The following is a 24,772-nucleotide window of genomic DNA, read 5'->3' as shown; positions in this document are numbered from 1 at the left end:
GCATGTCGCACACCACCCCCGAGGCCAGCGCCGTCACCCGCCTGGAGTTCCCCGGCGCCCCGCAGCCGGTGCGGGACCTCTCCGCGCAGGGCGTCTCCATCTGGCTGGACGACCTCTCCCGCCCTATGGTCCGCGAGGGCCGGCTGCAGGAGTACGTGGACACCCGCGCCGTCGTCGGCGTGACCACCAACCCGTCCATCTTCGCCAAGGCGCTGGCCGAGGCCGCCGACTACGACGAGCAGGTGCGCGAGATCGCCGCCGAGGGCGTGGACGTGGACGAGGCCGTGTACCGCCTCACCACCACCGACGTGGCCGACGCCTGCGACGTGCTCCTCCCCCTGTACGAACGGACCGGCGGGCAGGACGGCCGCGTCTCCATCGAGGTTGACCCGCGCCTGGCCGCCGACACCCAGGGCACCGTGGAGATGGCCCGCCGCCTGTGGCAGACCATCGACCGGCCGAACCTGCTCATCAAGATCCCGGCCACGGTGGAGGGCCTGCCGGCCATCACCCAGGTGATCGCCGAGGGCATCAGCGTCAACGTGACGCTCATCTTCTCCCTCGACCGCTACCGCGGTGTGATGAACGCCTACCTCACCGGCCTGGAGCAGGCCCGCGAGGCCGGCCGCGACCTGTCCACCATCCACTCGGTGGCGAGCTTCTTCGTCTCCCGCGTGGACGCCGAGGTGGACAAGCGCCTGGCCGCCCTGGGCGACCCGGCCGCGGCCGATCTCAGGGGGAGGGCCGCCCTGGCCAACGCCCGCCTGGCCTACCAGGCCTTCGACGAGGTGTTCTCCACCCCGCGCTGGCAGACCCTCGCCGACGACGGCGCGACCGTGCAGCGCCCGCTGTGGGCCTCCACCTCGGTGAAGGACGAGTCCCTGCCGGACACGCTGTACGTCACCGGCCTGGTGGCCCCCAACACCGTCAACACGATGCCGGCCGCCACCCTGGAGGCCACCGCTGACCACGCGGAGGTCACCGGTGACACGGTGCAGTCCACCTACGCGGAGTCCTCCGCGGTGCTGGACCGCCTCGAGGCCCTGGGCATCCGCTACCAGGAGGTGGTGGACCAGCTGGAGCGCGAGGGCGTGCAGAAGTTCGCCGACGCCTGGGACGAGTTGCTCGGCTCGGTGCAGCAACAGCTCGACGCCGCGACGTCCTGACCCACCTGCAGCCACCCGCCCGAGAAGGGGAACCACCCGTGTTGGAACGCTCCAGCGAGATCATCGTCGACGCCACCGGACCGGCCGCGGACGCCATCGCCGCGCACGTGGAGCGCCTGGTGACCGAGAAGGTGGCCAGCCGCATCGCCGCGAAGGACGCCACCGTGTGGGGCGAGGCCGCGCACGAGGAGGCCCGGAAGCGGCTCGGGTGGGTGGACCTGCACCGCACCAGCCGGTCGCTGGTGGGCGAGGTGGAGACCCTCGCCGACCGCCACCGCGGGCACGACCGGGTGGTGCTGTGCGGCATGGGCGGCTCCTCGCTGGCGCCGGAGGTGGTCACCACCACCGCGGGCCGGGAGCTCGTGGTGTGCGACTCCTCCGACCCGCAGATGGTGCGCACGGCCCTGGGCACGCCGGAGGATCTCGCCCGCACCGTGGTGGTGGTGAGCTCCAAGAGCGGCTCCACCGCCGAGACCGACTCGCAGCGCCGGGCCTTCGTGGCCGCCCTCGAGGCCGCCGGGCTCGACCCCGCCGACCACGTGGTGGTCGTGACCGACCCCGGTTCCCCCCTCGACGAGGAGGCACGGGCCGCGGGATGGGCCGTGGTGAACGCCGACCCCGAGGTGGGTGGTCGCTACAGCGCGCTCACTGCCTTCGGGCTGGTGCCCAGCGGGCTGGCCGGCGTGGACGTGGAGGCCCTGCTCGACGAGGCCGAGGCCGTGGCCGACGTGCTGGCCGAGGACGAGGCAGGCAACCCCGCGCTGCGCCTGGGGGCGGTGCTCGCCGGCCTCGAGGGCACACGCCGGGACGTGCTCGTGGTGAGCGACGCCGGCACGTCCATCCGTGGGCTGGGTGACTGGGCCGAGCAGCTCGTCGCCGAGTCCACCGGCAAGCAGGGCACCGGCGTGCTGCCGGTGGTGGACCTTCTCTCCACGCAGGGTGGCGAGCCCCTCTCCCACCGCCTGGCCGATCTGCCGGACGTGACCGCGGCGCGCGTCATCGGCGAAGAGGTGGACGAGCGCGACGACTGGTTCGCCGGCGACGACCTGCAGCCGGTGGACGCCGAGAACCCCGCCGCCGTGGTGAACGTGGGCGGCTCGCTCGGCGGGCAGTTCCTACTCTGGGAGACCGCCACGGCCGTGGCCGGGTACCTCCTGGGCATCAACCCCTTCGACCAGCCGGACGTGGAGAGTGCCAAGAAGGCCGCCTGCCAGCAGATGTCCGGTGGGGCCGGCGGCTCCTCCGAGCCCGCTCTCGTCGCCTCGGAGGTGGAGGTCCGCGCCGAGGGCGGTTTCCTCGGGGACGCCGCCTCGGTGCAGCAGGCGGTCGACGCCCTGCTGGCACAGGTGGGGCCCTCGGGCTACCTCGCGGTGATGGCCTACGTGGACCGCTGGCAGCACGGGGACGAGGCGGCCGCGGTGCAGGCCGCCCTCACCGCGGCCACGGGGCGTCCGGTGACCGTCGGGTTCGGCCCGCGCTTCCTGCACTCCACCGGCCAGTTCCACAAGGGCGGCCCCGCCGACGGGGTGTACCTGCAGGTCACCCGGGCCGTCCCCGAGGGCGCCGACCTGGAGGTCCCCGGCCGGGACTTCACCTTCGGTGAGCTCATCGCCGCCCAGGCGGCCGGCGACGCACAGGTGCTCGCCGAGCACGGCCGGCCCGTGCTGCGCCTGCACGCCCTGTCCGATGCCGGGTACACCGCCGTGCTGCAGGCCCTCACCGCAGGCTGCGGGCAGGACGGGCGCCGGGGGAACGAGGCATGAGCCCTGCGCGCGTGGCCGCCGACCACAACCCGCTGCGGGTCGACGACGACAAGCGCCTGCCCCGCATCGCCGGGCCGAGCGCGTTGGTGCTCTTCGGCGTCACCGGCGACCTGGCCCGCAAGAAGCTGCTGCCGGCGATCTACGACCTCGCCAACCGCGGCCTGCTCCCCTCGGGCTTCTCCCTGGTGGGCTTCGCCCGCCGCGACTGGGACGGGCAGGACTTCGCCGCCGAGGTGAAGGCCGCGGTCAAGGAGCACTCCCGCACCCCCTTCGACGAGGACGTGTGGAACACCCTGGCCCAGGGCACCCGCTTCGTGGCCGGGACCTTCGACGACCCCGACGCCTACGCCGAGCTGGCCACCGTTCTCGAGGAGCTCGACGCCCTGCGCGGCACCGGGGGCAACCGGGCTTTCTACCTCTCCATCCCGCCCCGCTTCTTCGCCGAGGTGTGCCAGCAGCTGCAGGCCGCCGGGCTCTCCACCCCGCACGAGGGCTCCTGGCGCCGCGTCGTCATCGAGAAGCCCTTCGGCCACGACGAGCAGTCGGCCCGCGAGCTCAACGCGATCGTGGAGGAGGTCTTCCCCGCCGACGCGATCTTCCGCATCGACCACTACCTGGGCAAGGAGACGGTGCAGAACATCCTGGCGCTGCGCTTCGCCAACCAGATGTTCGAGCCGATCTGGAACTCCCACTACGTGGACCACGTGCAGATCACGATGGCCGAGGACATCGGCATCGCCGGACGCGCCGGCTACTACGACGGCGTCGGCGCCGCCCGCGACGTCATCCAGAACCACCTGCTGCAGCTCATGGCCCTCACGGCCATGGAGGAGCCGGTGAGCTTCGAGGCCAAGGACCTGCGCACCGAGAAGGAGAAGGTGCTGGCCTCCACCTCCCTGGCCGGGCCGGTGGAGGAGTCCGCTGTGCGCGGCCAGTACTCCGCGGGCTGGCAGGGCAACGAGAAGGTGGGCGGCTACCTGCAGGAGGAGGGCGTGGCGCGCGGCTCGGTGACCGAGACCTACGCCGCGCTCAAGCTGGCCGTGGACACCCGTCGCTGGGCCGGCGTGCCGTTCTACCTGCGGGCCGGCAAGCGCCTGGGCAAGCGGGTCAGCGAGATCGCCGTGGTGTTCAAGCGGGCCCCGCACCTGCCGTTCACGGACACCGCCACCGAGGAGCTGGGGCAGAACGCCATCGTCGTGCGCGTGCAGCCGGACGAGGGTGTCACCATGCGCTTCGGCTCCAAGGTGCCCGGGCCGCAGATGGAGGTGCGCGACGTGACCATGGACTTCGGCTACGGCAACGCGTTCACCGAGTCCTCCCCCGAGGCCTACGAGCGGCTCATCCTGGACGTGCTGCTCGGCGAGCCGCCGCTCTTCCCCCGCCACGAGGAGGTCGAGCTGTCCTGGCGCATCCTCGACCCCGTGACCGCCCACTGGGACTCCCCCGAGGCCCCGGCCCCCGACCAGTACCCGGCCGGCACCTGGGGTCCCCGGTCCAGCGACGCGATGATGGCCGCCGACGGACGCGCCTGGAGGCTCCCGTGATCCTCGACTACCCCGACGTCTCGGCCCGCACCCTGGCCCGTGAGCTGGTGCGGATCCGCACCGACCAGGGCGCGATGGCGCTGGGCCGCGTGCTCAGCCTGGCCGTCGTGACGCACTCCGACCGGATCGACGAGGTGCTGGAGATCGCCACCGCCGCCACCCGCCAGCACCCGAGCCGCATCATCGTGCTGGTGAAGAGCTCCCCCGAGGGCGCCGCGCGGCTGGACGCCCAGGTGCGCCTGGGCGGCGACGCCGGCGCCAGCGAGATCGTGGTGCTGCACCTGCACGGCGAGCTGGTGGAGCACGAGCACGCGGTGCTGCTGCCGCTGCTGCTGCCGGACTCCCCCGTGGTGGCCTGGTGGCCCGGTGCCCCGCCGGCCTCCTTCCACGACTCCCCCGTGGCCCAGGTGGCCAGCCGGCGCATCACCACCATGGCCGAGGCCGGGGACCCCGGCCCCACGCTGGCCCGCATGGCCGCCAGCTACGCCCCGGGCGACACCGACATCGCGTGGACGCGCATCACCCGGTGGCGGGCGTTGCTGGCCGCCGCGCTGGACGAGCCGCCCTTCGAGCAGGTGACCTCGGTGACGGTCACCGGCGGCTCGGACAGCCCCCGGGTGGACCTGCTGGGCCTGTGGCTCGGCATGAGCCTGGACTGCCCGGTGACGCGCGCCCGCTCCCGCCCCGGTGAGGGCGTGATGTCGGTACGGCTGCAGCGGGAGTCCGGCCCCATCGACCTGGTGCGCGTGGACGGCGACACCGCCGTGCTGCTGGCGCCCGGCAAGCTGCCCCGCCGGGTGACCCTGCCCCACAGCACGATGGCGCAGAGCCTGGCCGCCGAGCTGCACCGCCTGGACGTGGACTCTGTGTACGAGCGCGTGCTGCGCGCCGTGGGCCGGGTGCACGTGGACAGCACCACCGCCAGCGAGGCCTACCGCGCGCGGAAGGCCCTGGACACCGCATCGGCCCTGGCCGCAGAGGCCGCGGCCCTCGCCCCGCAGAAGGAGGACGCATGACCACTCCGCAGCTGACCGTCTCGCAGACCCCCGAGCAGACCGCGTCCGCGCTCGTGGATGCCCTCGTGGCGCTGCTGGCCGAGCGCCCCGCCGCGCACGTGGGCCTCACCGGTGGCTCCATGGGCGTGGCCGTGGCCCAGGAGGTGGGCCGCCGCTGGACCACCGGCGAGGCCGACTTCTCCGGCGTGGACTGGTGGTTCAGCGACGAGCGCTTCCTGCCCGCCGGCGATGCCGAGCGCAATGCCCTGCAGGTGCGCCGCGCCCTGGGTGACGCCCCGGTGGCCGACGACCGCCTGCACGTGGTGGGCGCGGTCGCCCCGGACGCCGAGCCCGACCGCCTGGGGGCCGAGGACGCCGCCCAGGAGTACGCCGTGGCCATGGAGGAGGTGCCCCAGGCCGACGGGTTGCCGGTGTTCGACCTGCTGGTGCTGGGTGTGGGCCCGGACGCCCACGTGGCCTCCCTGTTCCCCGGCCACCCGGACTCCGGCCACACCGACCGGTGGACCACCGCCGTGGAGGACTCCCCCAAGCCCCCGCCGCTGCGTGTGTCGTTCACGATGCCGGTGCTCCGCGCCGCCGACGAGGTGTGGCTCGTGGCCACCGGCGAGGGCAAGGCCGCGGCCCTGGCGAGTGCGTCCGAGGCCTTCGCCGGGCCGGAGGTCCCCCTGCCGGGCGACGGGGCACCGCTGGAGGTGCCGGCCGCGTGGGCCGTGGGGCGGCACGGCACGCGCTGGTTCCTGGACCGCGCGGCGGCCTCCCGACTGGAGGGCTGAGCGCCGGGGCGCGCCCCTCAGGCGGTGCCGCGCTGCTCCCGCAGGCGGGCCAGCGCCTCGTCGAGCAGGGCCGCCCCGGCCTTCTCGTCACGACGCTCCTGCACGTAGGCCAGATGCGTCTTGTACGGCTGGATGCTGGGCGGGGGAGGCGGGTTCTCCGGGTCGCGACCAGCCGGCACGCCGCAGCGCACGCAGTCCCACTCCTCGGGGAGCTCCTCGGCCGCCTCGGCGGAGAAGGGCACGGTCGTGGTGTGCCCGTTGCAGCAGTGGTAGAGCACCTCGGTGGAGGCGGCGTCCTCGCCGCGCTCCATCTCCCCCATCGGCCCCGACCCGACGCGCGTGCCGCGGATCGCCTGTCCTCCGGTGACCATGCCCAGCTCCTGTCGTCCGGCCCGGGCGGTCAGGGCCGCCGGGCGACCTGCCTTACTTGATGACGCCCAGCGCCACGATGGCGGCGAACCACGTGAGCGCCATGCCGATGGTGATGCGGTTGAGGTTGCGCTCGGCCACCGTGGACGACCCACCGGTGGCCGAGACCCCTCCGCCGAACATGTCGGACAGACCGCCGCCCTTGCCCTTGTGCATGAGGATGAGCAGCACCAGGAAGAGGCTCGTCAGCACGAGCACCGCATCGAGGATCCAGCGGATGATGTCCATGGGGCGAAGGGTAACAACCGGTGCCGTCAGCGCCCGTGGTGGGACCGGTAGCGCACGATGGCGGCGAACTCCTCGGCGTCGAGGGAGGCGCCGCCCACCAGGGCGCCGTCCACGTCCGGCTGCTCCATGAGCTCGGCGATGGTGGCGGCCTTCACCGACCCGCCGTAGAGCACCCGCATCGAGGCGGCCAGCGCGTCGCCGTGGGTGGAGGCCACCTGCGCGCGCACCGCGGCGCAGACCTCCTGGGCGTCCTCGCTGGAGGCGACCTCCCCGGTTCCGATGGCCCACACCGGCTCGTAGGCGATGACCGTGGTGGCCAGCTCCTCGGCGGTCAGGCCGTCCAGCGCGGCGGCCACCTGCGCGGTGACGAAGGGCAGGTGCTCCCCGGCCGCACGGACCTCGGAGGACTCCCCCACGCACACCACCGGCGACAGCCCGGCCTCGAGCGCGGCACCGACCTTGGCGCGCACGATCTCGTCGGTCTCGCCGTGGTCGGCGCGGCGCTCGGAGTGGCCCACGATGACGTAGGTGCAGCCGAGCTTGGCCAGCATCGAGCCCGAGACGTCACCGGTGTGCGCGCCCGAGGCGTGCTGGGAGAGGTCCTGGGCGCCCAGGCGCAGGTCCATGCGGTCGGCCTGGATGAGGGTGTCCACGCTGCGCAGGTGGGTGAACGGCGGGAAGAGCGCCACCTCCACGGACTCGTGGTCGTGCCGCGCGTCCTTGAGCACCCAGTCCAGCTTCTGCACCAGGTGGGTGCCCTGCAGGTGGTCGGTGTTCATCTTCCAGTTGCCGGCGATGAACGGCAGGCGGTCGGTCATGCGAGCACCGTGAGGCCCGGGAGCTCCTTGCCCTCCAGGTACTCCAGCGAGGCGCCGCCACCGGTGGAGATGTGGCCGAAGTCCTCGTCGGCGAAGCCCAGCTGGCGCACGGCCGCGGCGGAGTCGCCACCGCCGACGACGGTGAGCGCGCCGTCCTTCGTGATGTCGGCCAGGGCCTGCGCGACGGCCTTCGTGCCGGCGGCGTAGGGCTCCATCTCGAAGGCGCCCATGGGGCCGTTCCAGAACACGGTGCGACAGTCGGCGAGCTTCTCGGCGAACAGGCGCGCGGACTCCGGACCGATGTCCAGGCCCATGCGGTCGGCCGGGATGGCGTCGGCGGCCACGACCTCGTGGTCGGCCTCGGCGGAGAACTCGGTGGCGGCCACCACGTCGGTGGGCAGCACGATCTCCACGCCCTTCTCGCGGGCCTGCTCCAGGTAGCCCTTGCAGGTCTCCACCTGGTCGGCCTCGAGCAGGCTCCTGCCCACCTCGTGGCCCTGGGCCTTGAGGAAGGTGAACACCATGCCGCCACCGATGAGCAGGCGGTCCGCGGTCTTGATGAGGTTGTCGATGACGCCGAGCTTGTCGCTCACCTTGGCGCCACCGAGCACGACGGCGTAGGGACGCTCGGGGTCGGTGGTGAGGCGCTGGGCCACCTCCACCTCGGCCTGCACCAGGCCGCCGGCGGCGGAGGGGAGCTGCTGGGCGATCTCGTGCACGGAGGCCTGGGCACGGTGCACCACCCCAAAACCGTCGGAGACGTAGGCGTCGGCGAACTGGGCCAGCTGGCCGGCGAAGGCCCCACGCTCGGCGACGTCCTTGCTCGTCTCGCCGGCGTTGAAGCGCAGGTTCTCCAGCAGGGCGATGTCGCCCTCGCCTAGGCCGTCGACGGTGGCCTGCGCGGACTCGCCGACCGTGTCGGTGGCGAAGGCGACCTCACGGCCGACCAGCTCCGAGAGGCGGCCGACGACCGGCTGCAGGGAGTACTGCGGGTCCGGCTCGCCCTTGGGGCGGCCCAGGTGCGCCACGACGACGACCCTGGCGCCGGCCTCGGAGAGCTTCTTCAGCGTGGGCGCCGACGCCACCAGGCGACCGTCGTCGGTGATGGTGGTGCCGTCCAGCGGGACGTTGAGGTCGGAGCGGACGAGGACGCGCTTGCCGCGCAGGTCGCCCAGGTCGTCGATGGTGCGCACGATGAGGCCTTTCCGGGGTCGTCGGAGGTCAGCGGTCGGTGCCGCCGCAGGGCACGGTACCCCGTGCGGGTCAGGTCTCGCGGGACGCCTCGGGCCCGGCCGCGGTGGCGGCGGGCGGGTGCTCGGTGAGCAGGGCGTCCACCTCTGCCTCGCTCACCGTCACGCGGGTGTCGTCCACGCCCAGCTCGGCGGCGCGGCGGTCGGCCATCGCCAGCAGGCGCCGGATGCGCCCCGCCACCGCGTCCTTGGTGAGTGGCGGGTCCGCCAGCTGGCCGAGCTCCTCCAGCGAGGCCTGCTTGTGCTGCATGCGCAGCTGGCCGGCCACGCGCAGGTGGTCGGGCACCTCCTCGCCGAGCAGCTCCATCGCCCGGGCCACGCGGGCGCTGGCGGCCACCGCGGCGCGGGCCGAGCGGCGCAGGTTGGCGTCGTCGAAGTTGGCCAGGCGGTTGGCAGTGCCGCGCACCTCGCGGCGCAGGCGGCCCTCCTCCCAGGCCAGCACCGCGTCGTGCGCCCCCATGCGCGTCAGCAGCGCGCTGATGCCGTCGCCGTCGCGCACCACCACCCGGTCCACGCCGCGCACCTCGCGCGACTTGGCCGTGATGTCCAGGCGGCGGGCGGCGCCCACCAGGGCCAGGGCCGCCTCCGGGCCGGGGCAGGTGACCTCGAGGCTGGAGGAACGCCCGGGGCCCACGAGGGAGCCGCGCGCCAGGAAGGCGCCCCGCCAGGCGGCCTCGGCCGAGCTGATGGGGCCACGAACCACCCGGGCCGGCAGGCCGCGCACGGGCCGACCCTGGGTGTCGAGCAGGCCGGTCTGGCGGGCGAGCGACTGGCCCCCCTCGACCACCCGGACCACGTAGCGGTTGGTCTTGCGCAGCCCCCCGGCGGTGAGCACGAGCAGCTCGCTGTCGTGCCCGTAGAGCTCGCTGATGGTGGCGCGCGTGCGCCGGGCGGCGCTGGCGGTGTCGACCTCGGCCTCGATGACGATGCGGCCACCCACCAGGTGCAGGGCACCGGCGAAGCGCAGCAGCGAGGAGACCTCTGCCTTGCGAGCCTCGGCGGTCGGCACGGCGACGCGCGACAGTTCGTCCTTGAGGGATGAGGTCATGGCCATGACCGCCATGATCCCACGCAGCCTGACGTGACCCGTCCCACACCGTGGGTCAGCCCAGGTGCAGCACGTCCTGGTAGGCGGTGGCCAGGCGCATCACGTCGTGCACGCCGGGGCGGGTGCGGCTCACGAGGTCGGCCACGTGGAGGTCGCCGTCGGACTCCCGCACGAGGGCCTCCAGGGCGGACCGGTCCTCGGGGTCGGCCACCTGGTGGTGGTCCACGAGCACCACATTGGGCACGAAGCCCGGGGCGTTCTCCAGCACGGCGGCCAGCTGCTCGGCCGGCGAGCGGCCCTGGTTCTCCCCGGTGCTGTCGATGTTCATGGTGAGCACGCGCCGGGCCGGGGTGGCCACGATGGCGTCGCGCAGGTCCGGCACCAGCAGGTGCGGCATCACCGAGGTGTACCAGGAGCCCGGGCCCAGCACGACCCAGTCGGCGGCCATCACTTCCTGGACAGCCTGCGGCTCGGCGCTGGCGTCCTGCGGGAAGAGGCGCACCTGCTCCACGTAGCCGGCGCTGCGGGCCACCTCCTTCTGGCCCACCACCACGTCCCGACGGTGCGGGTCGGCGGGGTCGGCACCACGGACGGTGGCCTCGATGCCCAGCGGGCGGGAGCACATCGGCAGCACGCGGCCGCGGGCACCGATGAGGCGGCCCAGGGCGGCGAGCCCCTCCACCGGGCCGCCGAGGCGGCTCCACGCGGTGAGGATCATGAGGTTGCCCATGGCGTGGCCCTCGAGCTCGCCGACGAGCTTCTCGGGCCCCACCTCGCCGTCCCCGTGGCGGCGGGAGCGCGGGAAGCGGTGCTGCAGCAGCTCGCGCCAGGCCTGGCCCTTCTCGGTGTCGTCGCACAGGGCCGCCAGCGCCATGCGCAGGTCGCCGGGCGGGATGGTGTCGTAGTCGTCGCGCAGCCGGCCGCTGGAGCCGCCGTTGTCGGCCACCGTGACCACTGCCGTGAGGTCACGGGTCAGGTGGCGCAGGGCGGTGAGGGACGCGTAGAGCCCGTGGCCGCCCCCCATCGCGACGACGCGTGGGGGCAGCTGCAACGACCCGGTGAGGGCCGGCTGGCGTCCGGAGCTGAGTTCGGCCATTCGCTCAGTTTCCCCTGCCGCGGGCCGCCGCACAAACACCCACGGCGCTCAATCGCGCCCCAGGTCCCGGTGCAGGGAGCGCACGGCCACCTCGCGCTCGGCCAGACGCCGCGCCAGCTCCTCGGTGATCGCCACCGAGCGGTGCTTGCCGCCGGTGCAGCCCACGGCCAGCGTGACGAAGCGGCGGTGCTCGCGGCGATAGCCCGCCACCATCGGCTCCAGCATGTCCAGCGCGCGCTCCACGAAGTCCAGCGCACCCTCCTGGGCCAGGACGAAGTCGCGCACCGGGGCCTCGGTGCCGTTGTGGGCGCGCAGCTCGGGCACCCAGTAGGGGTTGGGCAGGAAGCGCAGGTCCAGCACGATGTCGGCGTCCAGTGGCAGGCCGTACTTGAAGCCGAAGCTCATCACCGACACCCGGGGCAGGTCCTCGCCGGGCTCGACCATGCGGCCGATCTGGGCGGAGAGCTGGTGCACGTTGAGGCCGCTGGTGTCCACCACCACGTCGGCGGTGGCGCGCAGGCTGCCCAGCAGGCGGCGCTCGGCGCGGATGCCGTCGAGCAGGCGCCCCTGGCCCTGCAGCGGGTGCGGGCGGCGCACCGCCTCGTAGCGGCGCACGAGCTCGGCCTCGCTGGCGTCCAGGTAGAGCACCCACGGCTTCCAGCCGGCGGCCCGCAGCTCCTTGAGCGCCTCGGCCAGGTCCTCGACCACGGCTTCGGACGGCACCGTGCAGGCCACCGCGAGGCGGGGCGCACGGTCGGCCTCCACGCGAAGGCGGTCGGACATCGCGGCGAGGTTCCCGATGAGGGAGGGCGGCAGGTTGTCCACCACGTACCAGCCGGTGTCCTCCAGCACGTTGGTGACGGTGGTGCGCCCGGCCCCGGAGAGGCCCGTCACCACCGCGATCTCCCCCGCCTCCCCGAGGTGGGGTCCGGAGGGGGACTGCTCGGCCTGGCGCAGGAGCTCGGTCACCACGGCGGTGCGGGGGGCCTGCCACACCCCGCCGGTCGAGGAGGTCGTCATGGGGCCATCCTCGCAGGGTTCAGTCCAGCACCTCGCCGGTGGTGACGTTGACCGCCGGGGCGGCCTGCGACCCGGCCAGGTGCTCGTGCACGGTGCGCGCCAGGGCGGGCCCGATGCCGGGCACCTCCCCCAGCTCCTCGACGGTGGCGGCGCGGATCCCGCGGACGGTGCCGAAGGCCTCCAGGAGCGCCTTGCGGCGGGCCGGGCCGAGGCCGGGGACGGTGTCGAGCTCACTGGCGGTCATGGCCTTGGAGCGGCGCTGGCGGTGGAAGGTGATGGCGAAGCGGTGCGCCTCGTCGCGCAGGCGTTGGAGGAGGAAGAGCGCGTCCCCGCCGCGGGGCAGCACGAGGGGGAACTCGTCGCCCGGCACCCACACCTCCTCGAGGCGCTTGGCCAGCCCCACGACGGCCACGTCCCCGGCCCCCGCGGCGTCCAGGGCCGCCCGGGCCGCGTTCACCTGCGGCAGGCCGCCGTCCACGACGACCAGCTGCGGCGGGTAGGCGAAGCGCTTGGCGGGTCGGCCGGGGCGGCTGGTGCCGGACTGGCTGCCGCTGCTCCGGGCGTCCGGGGAGTCGGCCAGCGCGTCCCCCTCGGGGGTGGCGGTGCCGTGGCGGAAGCGGCGGGTGAGCACCTCCCCCATCGCGCGGGTGTCGTCGGCCGGCTCGCGGACGATGAAGCGGCGGTACTCGGCCTTGCGCGGCAGGCCGTCCTCGAAGACCACCATCGAGCCCACGGAGTTCTCCCCCTGCGTGTGGGAGATGTCGTAGCACTCGATGCGCAGCGGGGCCTCGGGCAGGCCGAGGGCCTCCTCGAGCTCCGCCAGCGCCGCCGACCGGGCCGTGAGGTCCCCGGCGCGGGTCATCTTGTGGCGGGCCAGGGACTCCTCGGCGTTGCGGATGACGGTGCGCAGCAGAGTGGCCTTGTCGCCCCGTTCGGGGGTGCGGATGGTGACCGCGGACCCCCGCATGCCTGACAGCCACTCGGTGAGCACCTCGTGGTCGGTCGGGTCGGTGGAGACGAGCACCTCCCGGGGGATGTCCTCCTCGCCCGTGCCGTAGAACTGGCGCAGCAGGTGCTCGATGGCCTCGGCGGTGGGGTGCTCCTCCTTGTCCACGACCCACCCGCGCTGGCCCCGGATGCGCCCGCCGCGCACGTGGAAGACCTGGACGGCGGCCTCGAGCTCGTCGTCGGCGATGCCGAACAGGTCGGCGTCCACGGACTCGTTGAAGACCACCGCGGACTTCTCGAGCACCTTCTCCAGGGCGCCGAGGTCGTCGCGGAGCCGGGCGGCGTTCTCGAAGTCCAGGTCGGCGGCGGCCTGCTGCATGCGCTCGGTGATCTGCCGGACGAAGCCGGCGGTCTCGCCGTTCATGAAGCGGCAGAAGTCGTCCACGAGGGCACGGTGGTCCTCGGGGCTGATGGCCCCGGTGCACGGCGCCGAGCACTTGTCGATGTAGCCGAGGAGGCAGGGGCGCCCCGACACCTGCGCCCGGTGGTAGACGCCCTTGCTGCAGGTGCGGATGGGGAACACACGGGTGGCCAGGTCCAGCACCTCGCGGATGGCCCAGGCCTGCGCGAACGGGCCGTAGTAGCGGTTGCCCTTCCGCTTGGCGCCGCGCATCACCATGGCGCGCGGCACCTCCTCGGACCAGGTGACCGCCAGGTAGGGGTACGACTTGTCGTCGCGGTACTTGACGTTGAAGCGCGGGTCGAACTCCTTGATCCAGGCGTACTCCAGCTGGAGCGCCTCGACCTCGGTGTTCACCACCGTCCACTCGACCGACGCGCCGGTGCGCACCATCTGCCGGGTGCGGGGGTGGAGCTGGGCTGGGTTCTGGAAGTACGAGCTGAGCCGCGGGCGCAGCGACTTGGCCTTGCCCACGTAGATGACCCGCCCGTGGACGTCGCGGAAGCGGTACACCCCCGGGGAGGTGGGGATCTCCCCGGGGCGGGGACGGTAGCTGGCGGGGTCCGCCATCAGTGCGCGGCGGCCTGCAGGGCCTCGGCGAGGTATCGGCCGGTGTGGCTGGCCTCCACCTGAGCCACCTCCTCGGGGGTGCCGGTGGCCACCACGGTGCCGCCGCCGTCGCCGCCCTCGGGCCCCATGTCGATGACGTGGTCGGCGCTGCGGATGACGTCGAGGTTGTGCTCGATGACCAGCACCGTGTTGCCCTTGTCCGCCAGCGACTGCAGCACCCCCAACAGCTTGCGCACGTCCTCGAAGTGCAGGCCCGTAGTCGGCTCGTCGAGCACGTAGACGGTGCGACCGCTGGAGCGCTTCTGCAGCTCGGCGGCCAGCTTGACGCGCTGGGCCTCACCACCGGAGAGGGTGGTGGCCGGCTGGCCGAGGCGCACGTAGCCCAGGCCCACGTCCACGAGCGTCTGCAGGTGGCGGGAGATGGACCCGATGGCGCCGAAGAACTCCAGCCCCTCCTCGATGGACATCTCCAGCACCTCGGCGATGGTGCGGCCCTTGAACTTCACCTCGAGGGTGTCGCGGTTGTAGCGCTTGCCCTTGCACACCTCGCACGGCACGTAGACGTCCGGCAGGAAGTTCATCTCGATGCGCAGGGTGCCGTCGCCGGAGCAGGCCTCGCAGCGACCGCCTTTGACGTTGAAGCTGAAGCGCCCCGGGCCGTAGCCGCGCACGCGGGCGTCCTCGGTCTCGGCGAAGAGCTTGCGCACCTTGTCGAACACGCCGGTGTAGGTGGCCGGGTTGGACCGGGGCGTGCGCCCGATGGGGCTCTGGTCGACGTGGACCACCTTGTCGAGATGCTCCAGCCCCTTGACGGTGCGGTGGCGGCCCGGGATGCGCCGCGCCCCGTTGAGGCGGTTGGCCAGGGTCGTGTACAGGATGTCGTTGACCAGGGTGGACTTGCCGGAGCCGGAGACGCCGGTGACGCAGGTGAACGTGCCCAGCGGGAAGGTGACGTCCACCTTCTGCAGGTTGTTCTCCGCGGCGCCCTTGACCTCCAGGGCGTTGCCGTTGCCCGGTCGGCGCTCCGTCGGCGTGGGGATGGAGCGGCGACCGGCCAGGTAGTCGCCGGTGATCGAGTCGCTGGACAGCAGGCCGTCGACCTCGCCGGAGTAGACGACCTCTCCCCCGTGCTCGCCGGCCCCGGGGCCGATGTCGATGACCCAGTCGGCGGTGCGGATGGTGTCCTCGTCGTGCTCCACCACCACGAGCGTGTTGCCGAGGTCGCGCAGGCGGGTCAGCGTGTCGATGAGGCGCTGGTTGTCCCGCTGGTGCAGGCCGATGGAGGGCTCGTCGAGCACGTAGAGCACGCCCACCAGGCCCGCACCGATCTGCGTGGCCAGGCGAATGCGCTGCGCCTCTCCACCGGAGAGCGAGCCGGCGGCGCGGTCGAGCGTGAGGTAGTCGAGCCCCACGTCGAGGAGGAAGCCCAGACGGGCCTGGATCTCCTTGAGCACCTGCTGGGCGATGCGTGCCTGCTGGGTGCTGAGCGTCATCCCCTCGAGGAAGGCGGACGCCTCGGCGATGGACAGGCGCGAGAGCTCGGCGATGTTGATGCCGTCGATGCGCACCGCGAGCACCTCCGGGCGCAGGCGGGCGCCCTTGCAGGACGGGCACGGGATCTGTCGCATGAGCTGCTGGTAGCGCTCCCGCATCTGGTCGGACTCGGTGTCGGCGTGCAGGCGCTTGACCTGGGTGACGGCCCCCTCGAACCCGGTGGAGTACGAGCGCTCCCGGCCGAAGCGGTTGCGGTAGCGCACGTGCACCTTGTGCTCGTGGCCGTACAGCACGGCCTTGCGGGCACGCTGCGGCAGCGCGCGCCACGGGGTGTCCATGTCGAAGGACAGCTCCTGGGCGAGGGCCTCCACGAGGCGCCGGTGGTAGTCGGCCATCTTCTTGCCCTGCGCCCACAGGGTCACCGCGCCCTGGTTGAGGCTGAGCTCCTCGTCGGGCACGAGCAGGTCGGGGTCGACCTCGAGCTCGGTGCCGATGCCGTGGCAGGTGGGGCAGGCGCCGAAGGGGGCGTTGAACGAGAAGGTCCGCGGCTCGATCTCCTCGATGCCGATGGGGTGCTCGTTGGGGCACGCGAGGTGCTCGGAGAGCACGCGCTCGGGCGGCAGGCCGCTGGGGTCGCCCTCCTCGGAGACGTCCACGTAGTCGATGACGACGCGTCCCTCGGCCAGGCGGAGCGCGGTCTCCACCGAGTCGGTGAGGCGGGTGACGAAGGAGCGCTCGGGCTCCCCCTCGACGTGCTTGGCGCGCAGTCGGTCCACGACCACCTCGATGGTGTGCTTGCGCGTCTTGGCCAGCTGGGGCGGGCTGCTCAGCTGCACGGTCTCGCCGTCCACGCGGGCGCGGGCGTATCCGCTGGTCTGCAGCTCCTTGAAGAGCTCCACGTGCTCGCCCTTGCGCTCCCGCACCACCGGGGCCAGCACCTGGAAGCGCGTGCCCTCCGGGGCCGCGGCCACCTGGTCGACGATCTGCTGCGGGGTCTGCTGCGAGACCTCCTCGCCGCACACCGGGCAGTGCAGAACGCCGGCTCGGGCGAAGAGCAGGCGCAGGTAGTCGTGCACCTCGGTGATGGTGCCCACCGTGGAGCGCGGGTTGCGGCTGGTGGACTTCTGGTCGATGGCCACGGCCGGGGAGAGACCCTCGATGAACTCCACCTGCGGCTTGTCCATCTGCCCCAGGAACTGGCGGGCGTAGGAGCTGAGGGACTCCATGTAGCGGCGCTGGCCCTCGGCGAAGATCGTGTCGAAGGCCAGGGACGACTTGCCGGAGCCGGACAGGCCGGTGAACGCCACGAGGGCGTCGCGCGGGAAGTCCACGGAGACGTCCTTGAGGTTGTTCTCCTGGGCCCCCCGCACCACGATGCGGTCTCGGGCCGGTGCCTTCTCGGTGCTCACGCGCTGGTCCTCACTCGGTCGACACGGGGTCTGGGGGCGCCGCGCACCGCAGGGGTCGGTGGGGCGCACGACCGGCGCCGCCGGTCACGGCCGCCAGTCTAGGAACGACCACCGACAACCTCCCCACGCGCGCCACCATTCCCCTGGCGCTCCCTAGACTCCCGCCATGTCCCTCCCCCGTACGGCCCGCACCGGGTCCGACCTCGGCCCGGTGGGGATGGTGCTGGCGGCCGTGGTGAGCGTGCAGGTCGGTGGGGCGTTCGCGGCCACCCTGCTGCCCACCGTCGGCGTCGTCGGCACCACCGCCCTGCGGCTCACCCTCGCCGGGTTGCTGCTCGTGGCCGCGGCCCGTCCCACGCTGCGTGGCCGCTCGGCCGCGGACTGGCGGGCCGTGGTCGCCTTCGCCGTGGCCATGACGGCGATGAACCTCTTCTTCTACGCCTCGCTGGACCGCCTGCCCATCGGCGTGGCCGTCACCATCGAGTTCACCGGTCCGCTGGTGATGTCCGCCGTGCTCTCCCGCACCCGCCGGGACCTGCTCGCCGTCGCCGCCGCGGCCACGGGCGTTGTCCTCGTGAGCGGCGCGTGGGCGGCCGTCGCCGGCGGTCAGGGGGTGGACCCCCTCGGTGCCCTGCTGGCGGCGCTCGCCGGCGCCTGCTGGTGCGGCTACATCCTCACCAGCGCGCGCGCGTGGGCCGACACTTCACCGGGCTCGACGGGGTCGCCCTGGCGATGGTGCTGGGCGCCCTGGTGCTCGCCCCGGCCGGCATCGCGACCGCCGGGAGCACCCTGCTCGACCCCCACGTGCTCCTCGTGGGGCTGGGGGTGTCGCTGGCATCCTCGGCCGTCCCCTACAGCCTCGAGCTGGTGGCCCTGCGCCGGTTGGCCCCCGGCGTGTTCGGCGTGCTCCTGAGCCTGGAGCCGGCCGCCGCGGCCGCAGCCGGTGCGGTCGTGCTCGGCCAGGGGCTCCGCGGGCCGCAGCTGCTCGGCATCGCCCTGGTGGTGGCGGCCAGCATCATCGTGATGTCCCGGCCACGACGAGGCGCCCGGCCCGCCGGAGCGGAACCGGGCGCCTGAGGCGACCAGCGGATCAGTTGTCGCGGTTGATCGGCACCTTCTTGCCGTCCAGGATCATGTACTCCTGATCCGGTTCCTCCGCCTTGCGGCGGTCCTTGCTGGACTTGATGAGGCTGGCGATCGTCGTCACGCCGAGGATGAGCACGATGGCGCCCAGCGACACGAGGATCGGGATGTCCGGGGCCCAGGCGATGTGCTCCCCACCGTTGATGAAGGGCAGCTCGTTCTCGTGCATCGCGTGGAGGATGAGCTTGACACCGATGAAGGCCAGCAGCACCGAGAGGCCGATGCCCAGGTAGACCAGGCGCTGCAGCAGGTCACCGAGCAGGAAGAACAGCTGGCGCAGACCCATCAGCGCGAAGATGTTGGCCATGAGCACCAGGTAGGGCTCCTGGGTGAGGCCGAAGATGGCCGGGATGGAGTCCAGCGCGAACAGCAGGTCGGTGGAGCCCAGCGCGATGACGGTGATGAACATCGGCGTGATGAGCTTCTTGCCGTCGATCCTTGCGAGGAAGTGGGTGCCGTGCTCCCACGAGTCGGTGGCCGGGAAACGGTTCTTGACGAAGGTGATGAACGCGTTCTCCTCGAACTCGTCCTCGTCCTCGTCGTTGATCGACTCCAGGAAGAGCTTGACGGCGGTGTAGATGAGGAAGGCACCGAAGAGGTAGAAGATCCACGAGAACGCGTTGATCGCGGTGGCCCCCACGGCGATGAAGATCGCGCGCAGCACCAGGGCGATGATGATGCCCCACAGCAGGGCGTCCTGCTGGTACTTCCGCGGCACCCCGAACTTGCTCATGATGATGAGGAAGATGAAGAGGTTGTCGATGCTCAGCGAGTACTCGGTGAGCCAGCCGGCGAAGAACTCGGTGCCGTACTGGTGGCCGGCGAGCACCCAGACGCCGATGCCGAAGAGGACGGCGGCGCTGACGTAGACGGTCAGGAACCCGGTGGTCTCCTTGCGGGAGGGCACGTGGGGGTTGCGCATCGCCCACCAGACGTCGAAGGCGAGGACGCCCAGGGTGACGACGAGGCTGACGATCCAGACCCAGAGGGGAACTGTCATGGGAGGGGAACCTTCCGTTGCGGCCACCGGGGTGGCACGTGGTCACGGGCCGGAGGTCTCTCCCACCTCGGGTGGGCCGAACTCCCGGAAGCGCCGGTCGTTGGGGCCTGGCGGCCGCACCCGGGCTTCGTGATGACGAGAGCTCACGCGGGGATACTCCCCTCCGTCGAGGGGTCATCCTACGGGGTGGCCGCCTCGGTGGGGGTGGGGTCAGCCGGTGGCGCGCTCCATCTGCCGCAGCTCCTTGCGCAGCTCGGCGATCTCGTCACGCAGCCGCCCTGCCAGCTCGAACTGCAGCTGCTCGGCCGCCGAGTGCATCTGGTCGGTGAGCTGGGCGATGAGTTCGGCCAGCTCGGCCTTGGGCATGTCCGTGGGGCGCTCCCCGGTGGCCACCGAGAGGTCCGCGGCCACGTCGGCGTCGGCCGCGGCACCCCGCCGGCCCGTGGGGCGGCCGGGGTCGGTGACGCCCTCGTAGGTGCTGGCCACGCCCTGCATCTCGGCGAGCATCTCGGTGATGTCGCCGATCTTCTTGCGCAGCGGGGTGGGGTCGATGCCGTGCTCGGTGTTGTGCGCGATCTGCTTGGCGCGGCGCCGGTTGGTCTCGTCGATGGCGTACTGCATCGACTCGGTGATGGTGTCGGCGTACATGTGCACCTGGCCCGACACGTTGCGGGCCGCACGGCCGATGGTCTGGATGAGCGACCGGTTGGACCGCAGGAAGCCCTGTTTGTCCGCATCGAGGATGCTCACGAGAGACACCTCGGGGAGGTCGAGGCCCTCGCGCAGCAGGTTGATACCCACGAGGACGTCGTACTCGCCCAGGCGCAGCTCCTTGAGCAGCTCGATGCGCCGCAGCGTGTCCACTTCGCTGTGCAGGTAGCGCACCCGCACCTGGCGCTCCAGCAGGTAGTCGGTGAGGTCCTCGGCCATCTTCTTGGTGAGGGTCGTGACCAGGACGCGCTCGTCGCGCTCGGCCCGCTCGCGGATCTCGGCCAGCAGGTCGTCGATCTGCCCCTTGGTGGGCTTCACCACGATCTCCGGGTCCACCAGACCGGTGGGGCGGATGATCTGCTCCACGTAGCCGTCGGACTTGGCGAGCTCGTAGTCGCCCGGCGTCGCCGAGAGGTACACCGTCTGCCCGATGCGCTCGAGGAACTCCTCCCACTTCAGCGGGCGGTTGTCCATGGCGCTGGGCAGGCGGAAGCCGTGGTCCACCAGCGTGCGCTTGCGCGACATGTCCCCCTCGAACATGGCGCCGATCTGCGGCACGGTCACGTGGGACTCGTCGAGCACCAGGAGGAAGTCCTCCGGGAAGTAGTCGAGCAGGCAGTTCGGCGCCGATCCGGGCTCGCGGCCGTCGATGTGCAGCGAGTAGTTCTCGATGCCGTTGCAGCTGCCCATCTCGCGCATCATCTCGACGTCGTAGGTGGTGCGCATGCGCAGGCGCTGGGCCTCCAGGAGCTTGCCCTGCTGCTCGAAGCGCGCCAGCTGCCCCTCCAGCTCGTGCTCGATGCCGGAGATGGCCCGCTCCATGCGCTCCGGCCCGGCCACGTAGTGGGTGGCCGGGAAGATGTACATCTCCTCCTCGTCGCGCACCACCTCGCCGGTGAGCGGGTTGAGCGTGGCGATGGCGTCGATCTCGTCACCGAAGAACTCGATGCGCACGGCGAGCTCCTCGTACATCGGGATGATCTCCACCGTGTCCCCCCGCACCCGGAAGGTGCCGCGCTGGAAGGCCATGTCGTTGCGCGAGTACTGCATGGTGACGAACTTGCGCAGCAGCTCCTCGCGGTCCATCTCCTGGCCCACCGTGAGGCGCACCATGCGGTCCACGTACTCCTGCGGCGTGCCCAGGCCGTAGATGCAGGACACCGAGGCCACCACCACCACGTCACGCCGGGTGAGCAGCGAGTTGGTGGCGCTGTGGCGCAGCCGCTCCACCTCCTCGTTGATGGAGGAGTCCTTCTCGATGTAGGTGTCCGTCTGCGGGACGTACGCCTCCGGCTGGTAGTAGTCGTAGTAGGAGACGAAGTACTCCACCGCGTTGTGCGGGAGCAGCTCGCGGAACTCGTTGGCCAGCTGCGCGGCGAGCGTCTTGTTGGGCGCCATCACCAGCGTGGGCCGCTGCAGCTTCTCGATCATCCACGCGGTGGTGGCCGACTTGCCGGTACCGGTGGCACCCAGGAGCACCACGTCCTTCTCCCCCGCCTGGATGCGGCGCGTGAGGTCCGCGATGGCGGTCGGCTGGTCGCCGGCGGGCTGGTACTCCGAGACCACCTCGAAGGGGGCGACGCTGCGTTGGAGGTCCGTGACGGGGCGCATGGTTCAACGGTAGACGGGGCCACCGACAACCTCCCGCCGAGCCGTGAGACCCATCACCCGACGCCCCGAGGATTTGGCTGGTCCATCACCGTGTGTTTCCCTCGAGGGCTGCCGATACGGTCGGGAGCGGCCATGGGCCGGCGTCGAGCCCCGGCCCCGCCCCCCCATCGGCCACCGATCGCACACCCCGTCGAGAGGACACCCATGACCTTCGCACCGCCCGGTGTGAGCGCCGAGAAGCAGCGACGGCGCGAGCACATCAAGACCGCCAGCGACGTCCCCGAGCCCGACGGGTCGATGGACAAGGGCGTGTTCTGGCCCGCCGCCCTGCTCGCCGTCGGCTTCGTGGCCGCCACCGCCCTCTTCCCCGACACCGTCAGCGAGACCATCTCGAAGGCCAACACCTGGGTGACGGGCAGCTTCGGCTGGTTCTACATCCTGTCGGCCACCGCCCTGGTCTTCTTCGCCATCTGGATCAGCGTCTCGCGCCTCGGATCCACCACCCTGGGCCCGGACGACGAGGAGCCCGAGTTCAGCCTCGTCTCCTGGTTCGCGATGCTGTTCAGCGCCGGCATGGGCATCGGCCTGATGTTCTTCGGCGTGGCCGAGCCGCTCTTCCACTTCGCGACCCCGCGCCCCGAGGTGGCCCCGCCGGACCTCGGTGAGCACGGTGGCGCGGTGGCCCCGGAGACCGCCGAGGCCGCCCGTGAGGCCATGACCACGACCTTCCTGCACTGGGGCCTGCACCCCTGGGCCGTCTACGCGGTGATGGGTCTGGGCATCGCCTACGCCATCCACCGCCGCAACCGCCCGGTGTCCGTCCGCTGGGCGCTGGAGCCGCTGCTGGGCGACAAGGTCAAGGGCTCGGCCGGCGACCTCATCGACGTGGTGGCCATCATCGGCACGCTGTTCGGTGTGGCCACCTCGCTGGGTCTGGGCGTGGCGCAGATCGCCGCCGGCATGGAGCACCTGGGCCTGGTGGACGACGCCGACGACAAGGTGCTGCAGGTGACCATCATCGCCGTGGTGACCGCGCTGGCCACCCTGTCGGTGGCCTCCGGCATCGGCAAGGGCATCCGCTACCTGAGCAATCTCAACCTCGGCCTGGCCGTGCTGCTGCTCTTCTGCGTGCTCTTCCTCGGCCCGACGCTGTTCATCATGCGGGACTTCGTGTTCTCCATCGGGCAGTACCTCACCGACTTCTTCCACCTGTCGACGCTGACCATGCCCTTCCGCGGTGAGGCGACCGAGACCTGGCTGGGGTCCTGGACCCTCTTCTACTGGGGCTGGTGGATCAGCTGGTCGCCCTTCGTGGGCATCTTCATCGCCCGCATCTCCCGCGGCCGCACCGTCTCGGAGTTCATGGCCGGCGTGCTGCTCGTCCCGGCCCTGCTGAGCTTCTTCTGGTTCTCGGTCATGGGCGGCACGGCGCTGCACCGCGAGATCTTCGGTGCCGGCGGCCTCATCGGCAAGGAGGGTGCGGTGGACACCAACACCGCGCTCTTCCAGATGCTGGAGGCCCTGCCCGGCGGCGCGATCCTGGCGGGCATCGCCCTGCTCATGGTGGTCATCTTCTTCGTGACCAGCTCTGACTCGGGCTCCTTCGTCATGGACATGCTGGCCACGGGTGGTTCGGCCACCCCGCCGGTGTGGAGCCGCGTGTTCTGGTCGGTGGCCACCGGCGCCATCGCCGCCATCCTCATCCTGTCCACGGCGGTCCCGGCCGACGCGCTGACCGCCTTGCAGACGCTGTCCATCCTCAGCGCCCTGCCGGTGGTCTTCCTGCTCATGGCCATCGCGTGGGCGGTGACCCGGGCCCTCTCGGCCGAATACCACCGCGACCGTCGCCTTGAGCACCAGCTGCTCCACGAGGCGCTGGTGCGCGACTCCGTGGAGGCCACCGTGGAGACCCTGGCCAGCGGCGAGCCGCGGCCGCGCACCGAGGCGTCCCTGGTGGGCCGGGGCGGTCCCCGGCGAGTGACGCGCGAGGAACGCGGGGACGGCGCGACGGGCGCCTGACCTCCCCCGGTCGCACGAGGCCCCCGGCACCTGCTGGTGCCGGGGGCCTCGTCGTGCGCCCGGCATCGGGCAGACGGAGCCGGACGGTCGGTGCCGGGCGCCTCAGCCGCCCTGGACCAGCGGCAGCACGCGCTCGGACCAGGCGCGGTCCACCTGGCCCAGGAGGGCGGCCCGGTCACCGGAGTTGTCCAGGAGCACGTCGGCGACGGCGCGGCGCTGGGCGTCGGTGGCCTGGGCGGCGATGCGGGAGCGGGCCTCCTCGGGAGTCATGCCGCGGTCGCGGACCATGCGCTCGACGCGCAGCTCCTGGGGTGTCTCCACGACGAGGACGAGGTCGAAGTCGTCCGCCTGACCGGTCTCCACGAGGAGCGGGATGTCGTGCACCACTGGGGTGCCGGCGGGGGCCTGCGCCTCGAGCTCGGCGGCGCGGGCGCGGACGCGGGGGTGGATGATCGCCTCGAGGTCGCGGCGGGCGGCGTCGTCGGAGAAGACGACGGCGCCCAGGGCGGGACGATCCAGGGAGCCGTCGGGGGCCAGGACGGACTCGCCGAAGCGGGCGGTGACCTCGGCGAGCCCCGGCGTGCCCGGCTCGACGACCTCGCGGCTCAGCCGGTCGGAGTCGATGACGACCGCGCCCAGCTCCGCGAGGCGGCGGGCGACGGTGGACTTTCCGGCGGCGATTCCCCCGGTGAGCGCAATGCGGTGCATGGCGGCCATGCTAGGAGGCTCGGTCGGGGTGGGCATGGGGCCGGTGTGGTGGGTGTCCACAGGTGGGGTGGGTCGCGGTCGGGCGGGTGTCGTTTCGTCCACATGTTCGATGATGGGGGTTGCGGGGCGGGTGTGGTGCTGCCATGAGTGGAACATGTGAACGACCCGGTGGGTGGGTGTGTTCGATGTCGTGGTGTGCATCCGGGCAGGGGGTGGTGGTCGTGCGGCGGGAGTCCGATGGCCCGGTCGGTGGCGGTGGGGTGGTGCCCACCGCGACGGGCGCGTTGGGTGCGGCGGTGGCCGCCCTGGAGGCGATGCGGGCCGCGGAGGTGGCCTTCCTCGACGCGGTCGGCCGGGTCCACGCCGAGGTCACCCGGGCGTGCGGGCAGGTCACCGATGGCGGGTTGGGGGCCGCGTGGCGCCGTGTGGACGTGGACGCCACGGTGGCTGACGAGCTGGTGTGTGCCACCGGCGAGTGGGGCCTGTTCGTGCGCGCGGTGGTCGACCTGGTCACCAGCGACCCCGCCCGGCTGGACTGCGGCAGGTCA

The 24,772-nt window shown here is 72.2% G+C and carries 20 protein-coding genes; 8 read left to right on the top strand and 12 right to left on the bottom strand.

Annotated elements, in window-relative coordinates; translation table 11 throughout:
* Positions 1–2 precede the first annotated feature (2 nt).
* From tal to pgl, 5 genes are read left to right on the top strand one after another with little or no spacing between them, the layout of a single operon-like run.
* Positions 3–1,166 carry a transaldolase gene (gene tal, locus ACFFHC_RS07160; RefSeq protein WP_141494282.1) on the top strand — a complete coding sequence of 388 codons (1,164 nt, stop codon included), beginning with the start codon at positions 3–5 and terminating at the stop codon, positions 1,164–1,166.
* Positions 1,167–1,204: 38 nt separating this feature from the next.
* The gene (locus tag ACFFHC_RS07155; protein ID WP_379804164.1) at positions 1,205–2,929 is read left to right on the top strand and encodes a phosphoglucose isomerase-related protein; all 1,725 of its coding nucleotides are present in this window, start codon (positions 1,205–1,207) and stop codon (positions 2,927–2,929) included.
* Positions 2,926–4,473 (top strand): glucose-6-phosphate dehydrogenase, encoded by a 1,548-nt coding sequence (gene zwf, locus ACFFHC_RS07150; RefSeq protein ID WP_070706214.1) that lies wholly within the window; start codon positions 2,926–2,928, stop codon positions 4,471–4,473. Before ACFFHC_RS07155 ends, zwf begins: the two co-directional genes overlap by 4 nt.
* Positions 4,470–5,489: a glucose-6-phosphate dehydrogenase assembly protein OpcA gene (locus tag ACFFHC_RS07145; RefSeq protein WP_070706213.1), complete on the top strand. Its 1,020-nt coding sequence runs from the start codon at positions 4,470–4,472 to the stop codon at positions 5,487–5,489. Before zwf ends, ACFFHC_RS07145 begins: the two co-directional genes overlap by 4 nt.
* The gene (gene pgl, locus ACFFHC_RS07140; RefSeq protein ID WP_379804159.1) at positions 5,486–6,262 is read left to right on the top strand and encodes a 6-phosphogluconolactonase; all 777 of its coding nucleotides are present in this window, start codon (positions 5,486–5,488) and stop codon (positions 6,260–6,262) included. The genes ACFFHC_RS07145 and pgl overlap by 4 nt, the downstream gene beginning before the upstream one ends.
* A 17-nt stretch (positions 6,263–6,279) precedes the next feature.
* On the opposite strand, the gene ACFFHC_RS07135 is transcribed toward pgl, so the two are convergent.
* The 9 genes from ACFFHC_RS07135 to uvrA all read right to left on the bottom strand — a co-directional run bounded on the left by ACFFHC_RS07135 (position 6,280) and on the right by uvrA (position 17,032).
* Positions 6,280–6,633, bottom strand: a complete 354-nt coding sequence (locus ACFFHC_RS07135) for an RNA polymerase-binding protein RbpA (protein ID WP_070706211.1) — start codon at positions 6,631–6,633, stop codon at positions 6,280–6,282.
* A gap of 52 nt (positions 6,634–6,685) precedes the next feature.
* On the bottom strand, positions 6,686–6,919 hold the full coding sequence (secG, locus tag ACFFHC_RS07130) for a preprotein translocase subunit SecG (protein WP_070706210.1): 234 nt from the start codon (positions 6,917–6,919) through the stop codon (positions 6,686–6,688).
* A 26-nt stretch (positions 6,920–6,945) separates the two neighbouring features.
* On the bottom strand, positions 6,946–7,737 hold the full coding sequence (tpiA, locus tag ACFFHC_RS07125) for a triose-phosphate isomerase (RefSeq protein WP_070706209.1): 792 nt from the start codon (positions 7,735–7,737) through the stop codon (positions 6,946–6,948).
* Positions 7,734–8,930 carry a phosphoglycerate kinase gene (locus tag ACFFHC_RS07120; RefSeq protein WP_070706208.1) on the bottom strand — a complete coding sequence of 399 codons (1,197 nt, stop codon included), beginning with the start codon at positions 8,928–8,930 and terminating at the stop codon, positions 7,734–7,736. The genes tpiA and ACFFHC_RS07120 overlap by 4 nt, the downstream gene beginning before the upstream one ends.
* A gap of 70 nt (positions 8,931–9,000) precedes the next feature.
* Entirely contained in the window at positions 9,001–10,041 is a 1,041-nt protein-coding gene (gene whiA, locus ACFFHC_RS07115) for a DNA-binding protein WhiA (protein ID WP_070706219.1), read from the bottom strand.
* A 49-nt stretch (positions 10,042–10,090) separates the two neighbouring features.
* Positions 10,091–11,131, bottom strand: a complete 1,041-nt coding sequence (locus ACFFHC_RS07110) for a gluconeogenesis factor YvcK family protein (protein ID WP_070706207.1) — start codon at positions 11,129–11,131, stop codon at positions 10,091–10,093.
* A gap of 48 nt (positions 11,132–11,179) precedes the next feature.
* Positions 11,180–12,151 (bottom strand): RNase adapter RapZ, encoded by a 972-nt coding sequence (gene rapZ, locus ACFFHC_RS07105; RefSeq protein ID WP_379804150.1) that lies wholly within the window; start codon positions 12,149–12,151, stop codon positions 11,180–11,182.
* Between the two features lie 19 nt (positions 12,152–12,170).
* The gene (gene uvrC / locus ACFFHC_RS07100; RefSeq protein WP_070706206.1) at positions 12,171–14,129 is read right to left on the bottom strand and encodes an excinuclease ABC subunit UvrC; all 1,959 of its coding nucleotides are present in this window, start codon (positions 14,127–14,129) and stop codon (positions 12,171–12,173) included.
* A complete protein-coding gene (gene uvrA, locus ACFFHC_RS07095; RefSeq protein ID WP_141494288.1) occupies positions 14,129–17,032 on the bottom strand; it encodes an excinuclease ABC subunit UvrA in 2,904 nt (967 codons plus the stop codon). Before uvrA ends, uvrC begins: the two co-directional genes overlap by 1 nt.
* A 732-nt stretch (positions 17,033–17,764) precedes the next feature.
* Here uvrA and ACFFHC_RS07090 point away from each other — a divergent pair.
* Positions 17,765–18,109: an EamA family transporter gene (locus ACFFHC_RS07090; RefSeq protein ID WP_379804535.1), complete on the top strand. Its 345-nt coding sequence runs from the start codon at positions 17,765–17,767 to the stop codon at positions 18,107–18,109.
* A gap of 13 nt (positions 18,110–18,122) precedes the next feature.
* On the opposite strand, the gene ACFFHC_RS07085 is transcribed toward ACFFHC_RS07090, so the two are convergent.
* Together ACFFHC_RS07085 and uvrB are read right to left on the bottom strand one after the other, a co-directional pair.
* On the bottom strand, positions 18,123–19,175 hold the full coding sequence (locus ACFFHC_RS07085) for a TerC family protein (RefSeq protein WP_083323745.1): 1,053 nt from the start codon (positions 19,173–19,175) through the stop codon (positions 18,123–18,125).
* A gap of 210 nt (positions 19,176–19,385) precedes the next feature.
* Positions 19,386–21,497 (bottom strand): excinuclease ABC subunit UvrB, encoded by a 2,112-nt coding sequence (uvrB, locus tag ACFFHC_RS07080; protein WP_379804144.1) that lies wholly within the window; start codon positions 21,495–21,497, stop codon positions 19,386–19,388.
* A 204-nt stretch (positions 21,498–21,701) separates the two neighbouring features.
* Between uvrB and ACFFHC_RS07075 the strand changes: the two genes are divergently transcribed.
* Complete coding sequence (locus ACFFHC_RS07075; protein ID WP_379804141.1) at positions 21,702–23,516, top strand: BCCT family transporter; 1,815 nt, start codon at positions 21,702–21,704, stop codon at positions 23,514–23,516.
* A gap of 102 nt (positions 23,517–23,618) precedes the next feature.
* On the opposite strand, the gene coaE is transcribed toward ACFFHC_RS07075, so the two are convergent.
* Entirely contained in the window at positions 23,619–24,224 is a 606-nt protein-coding gene (gene coaE / locus ACFFHC_RS07070) for a dephospho-CoA kinase (RefSeq protein ID WP_101849001.1), read from the bottom strand.
* A gap of 185 nt (positions 24,225–24,409) precedes the next feature.
* Between coaE and ACFFHC_RS07065 the strand changes: the two genes are divergently transcribed.
* The coding region (locus ACFFHC_RS07065; protein WP_379804138.1) for a hypothetical protein at positions 24,410–24,772 on the top strand (363 nt) is incomplete at its 3' end.

It is taken from the genome of Kytococcus schroeteri, assembly GCF_042433515.1.
In the GTDB taxonomy this organism is placed as follows: Bacteria; Actinomycetota; Actinomycetes; order Actinomycetales; family Dermatophilaceae; genus Kytococcus; species Kytococcus schroeteri.
The sequence above is the reverse complement of the archived record's forward strand: the minus strand, read 5'-3'. Positions and strand labels throughout refer to the sequence as shown.

Excerpts from the sequence above, each read along its gene's own strand:
- tpiA (WP_070706209.1), bottom strand. The coding sequence starts at position 7,737 with ATGACCGACCGCCTGCCGTTCATCGCCGGCAACTGGAAGATGAACACC.
- ACFFHC_RS07090 (WP_379804535.1), top strand. The coding sequence starts at position 17,765 with ATGGTGCTGGGCGCCCTGGTGCTCGCCCCGGCCGGCATCGCGACCGCC.
- ACFFHC_RS07085 (WP_083323745.1), bottom strand. The coding sequence starts at position 19,175 with ATGACAGTTCCCCTCTGGGTCTGGATCGTCAGCCTCGTCGTCACCCTG.
- tal (WP_141494282.1), top strand. The coding sequence starts at position 3 with ATGTCGCACACCACCCCCGAGGCCAGCGCCGTCACCCGCCTGGAGTTC.
- uvrB (WP_379804144.1), bottom strand. The coding sequence starts at position 21,497 with ATGCGCCCCGTCACGGACCTCCAACGCAGCGTCGCCCCCTTCGAGGTG.
- zwf (WP_070706214.1), top strand. The coding sequence starts at position 2,926 with ATGAGCCCTGCGCGCGTGGCCGCCGACCACAACCCGCTGCGGGTCGAC.
- pgl (WP_379804159.1), top strand. The coding sequence starts at position 5,486 with ATGACCACTCCGCAGCTGACCGTCTCGCAGACCCCCGAGCAGACCGCG.
- coaE (WP_101849001.1), bottom strand. The coding sequence starts at position 24,224 with ATGCACCGCATTGCGCTCACCGGGGGAATCGCCGCCGGAAAGTCCACC.
- secG (WP_070706210.1), bottom strand. The coding sequence starts at position 6,919 with ATGGACATCATCCGCTGGATCCTCGATGCGGTGCTCGTGCTGACGAGC.
- ACFFHC_RS07110 (WP_070706207.1), bottom strand. The coding sequence starts at position 11,131 with ATGGCCGAACTCAGCTCCGGACGCCAGCCGGCCCTCACCGGGTCGTTG.
- whiA (WP_070706219.1), bottom strand. The coding sequence starts at position 10,041 with ATGGCCATGACCTCATCCCTCAAGGACGAACTGTCGCGCGTCGCCGTG.
- uvrC (WP_070706206.1), bottom strand. The coding sequence starts at position 14,129 with ATGGCGGACCCCGCCAGCTACCGTCCCCGCCCCGGGGAGATCCCCACC.
- ACFFHC_RS07075 (WP_379804141.1), top strand. The coding sequence starts at position 21,702 with ATGACCTTCGCACCGCCCGGTGTGAGCGCCGAGAAGCAGCGACGGCGC.
- rapZ (WP_379804150.1), bottom strand. The coding sequence starts at position 12,151 with ATGACGACCTCCTCGACCGGCGGGGTGTGGCAGGCCCCCCGCACCGCC.
- ACFFHC_RS07135 (WP_070706211.1), bottom strand. The coding sequence starts at position 6,633 with ATGGTCACCGGAGGACAGGCGATCCGCGGCACGCGCGTCGGGTCGGGG.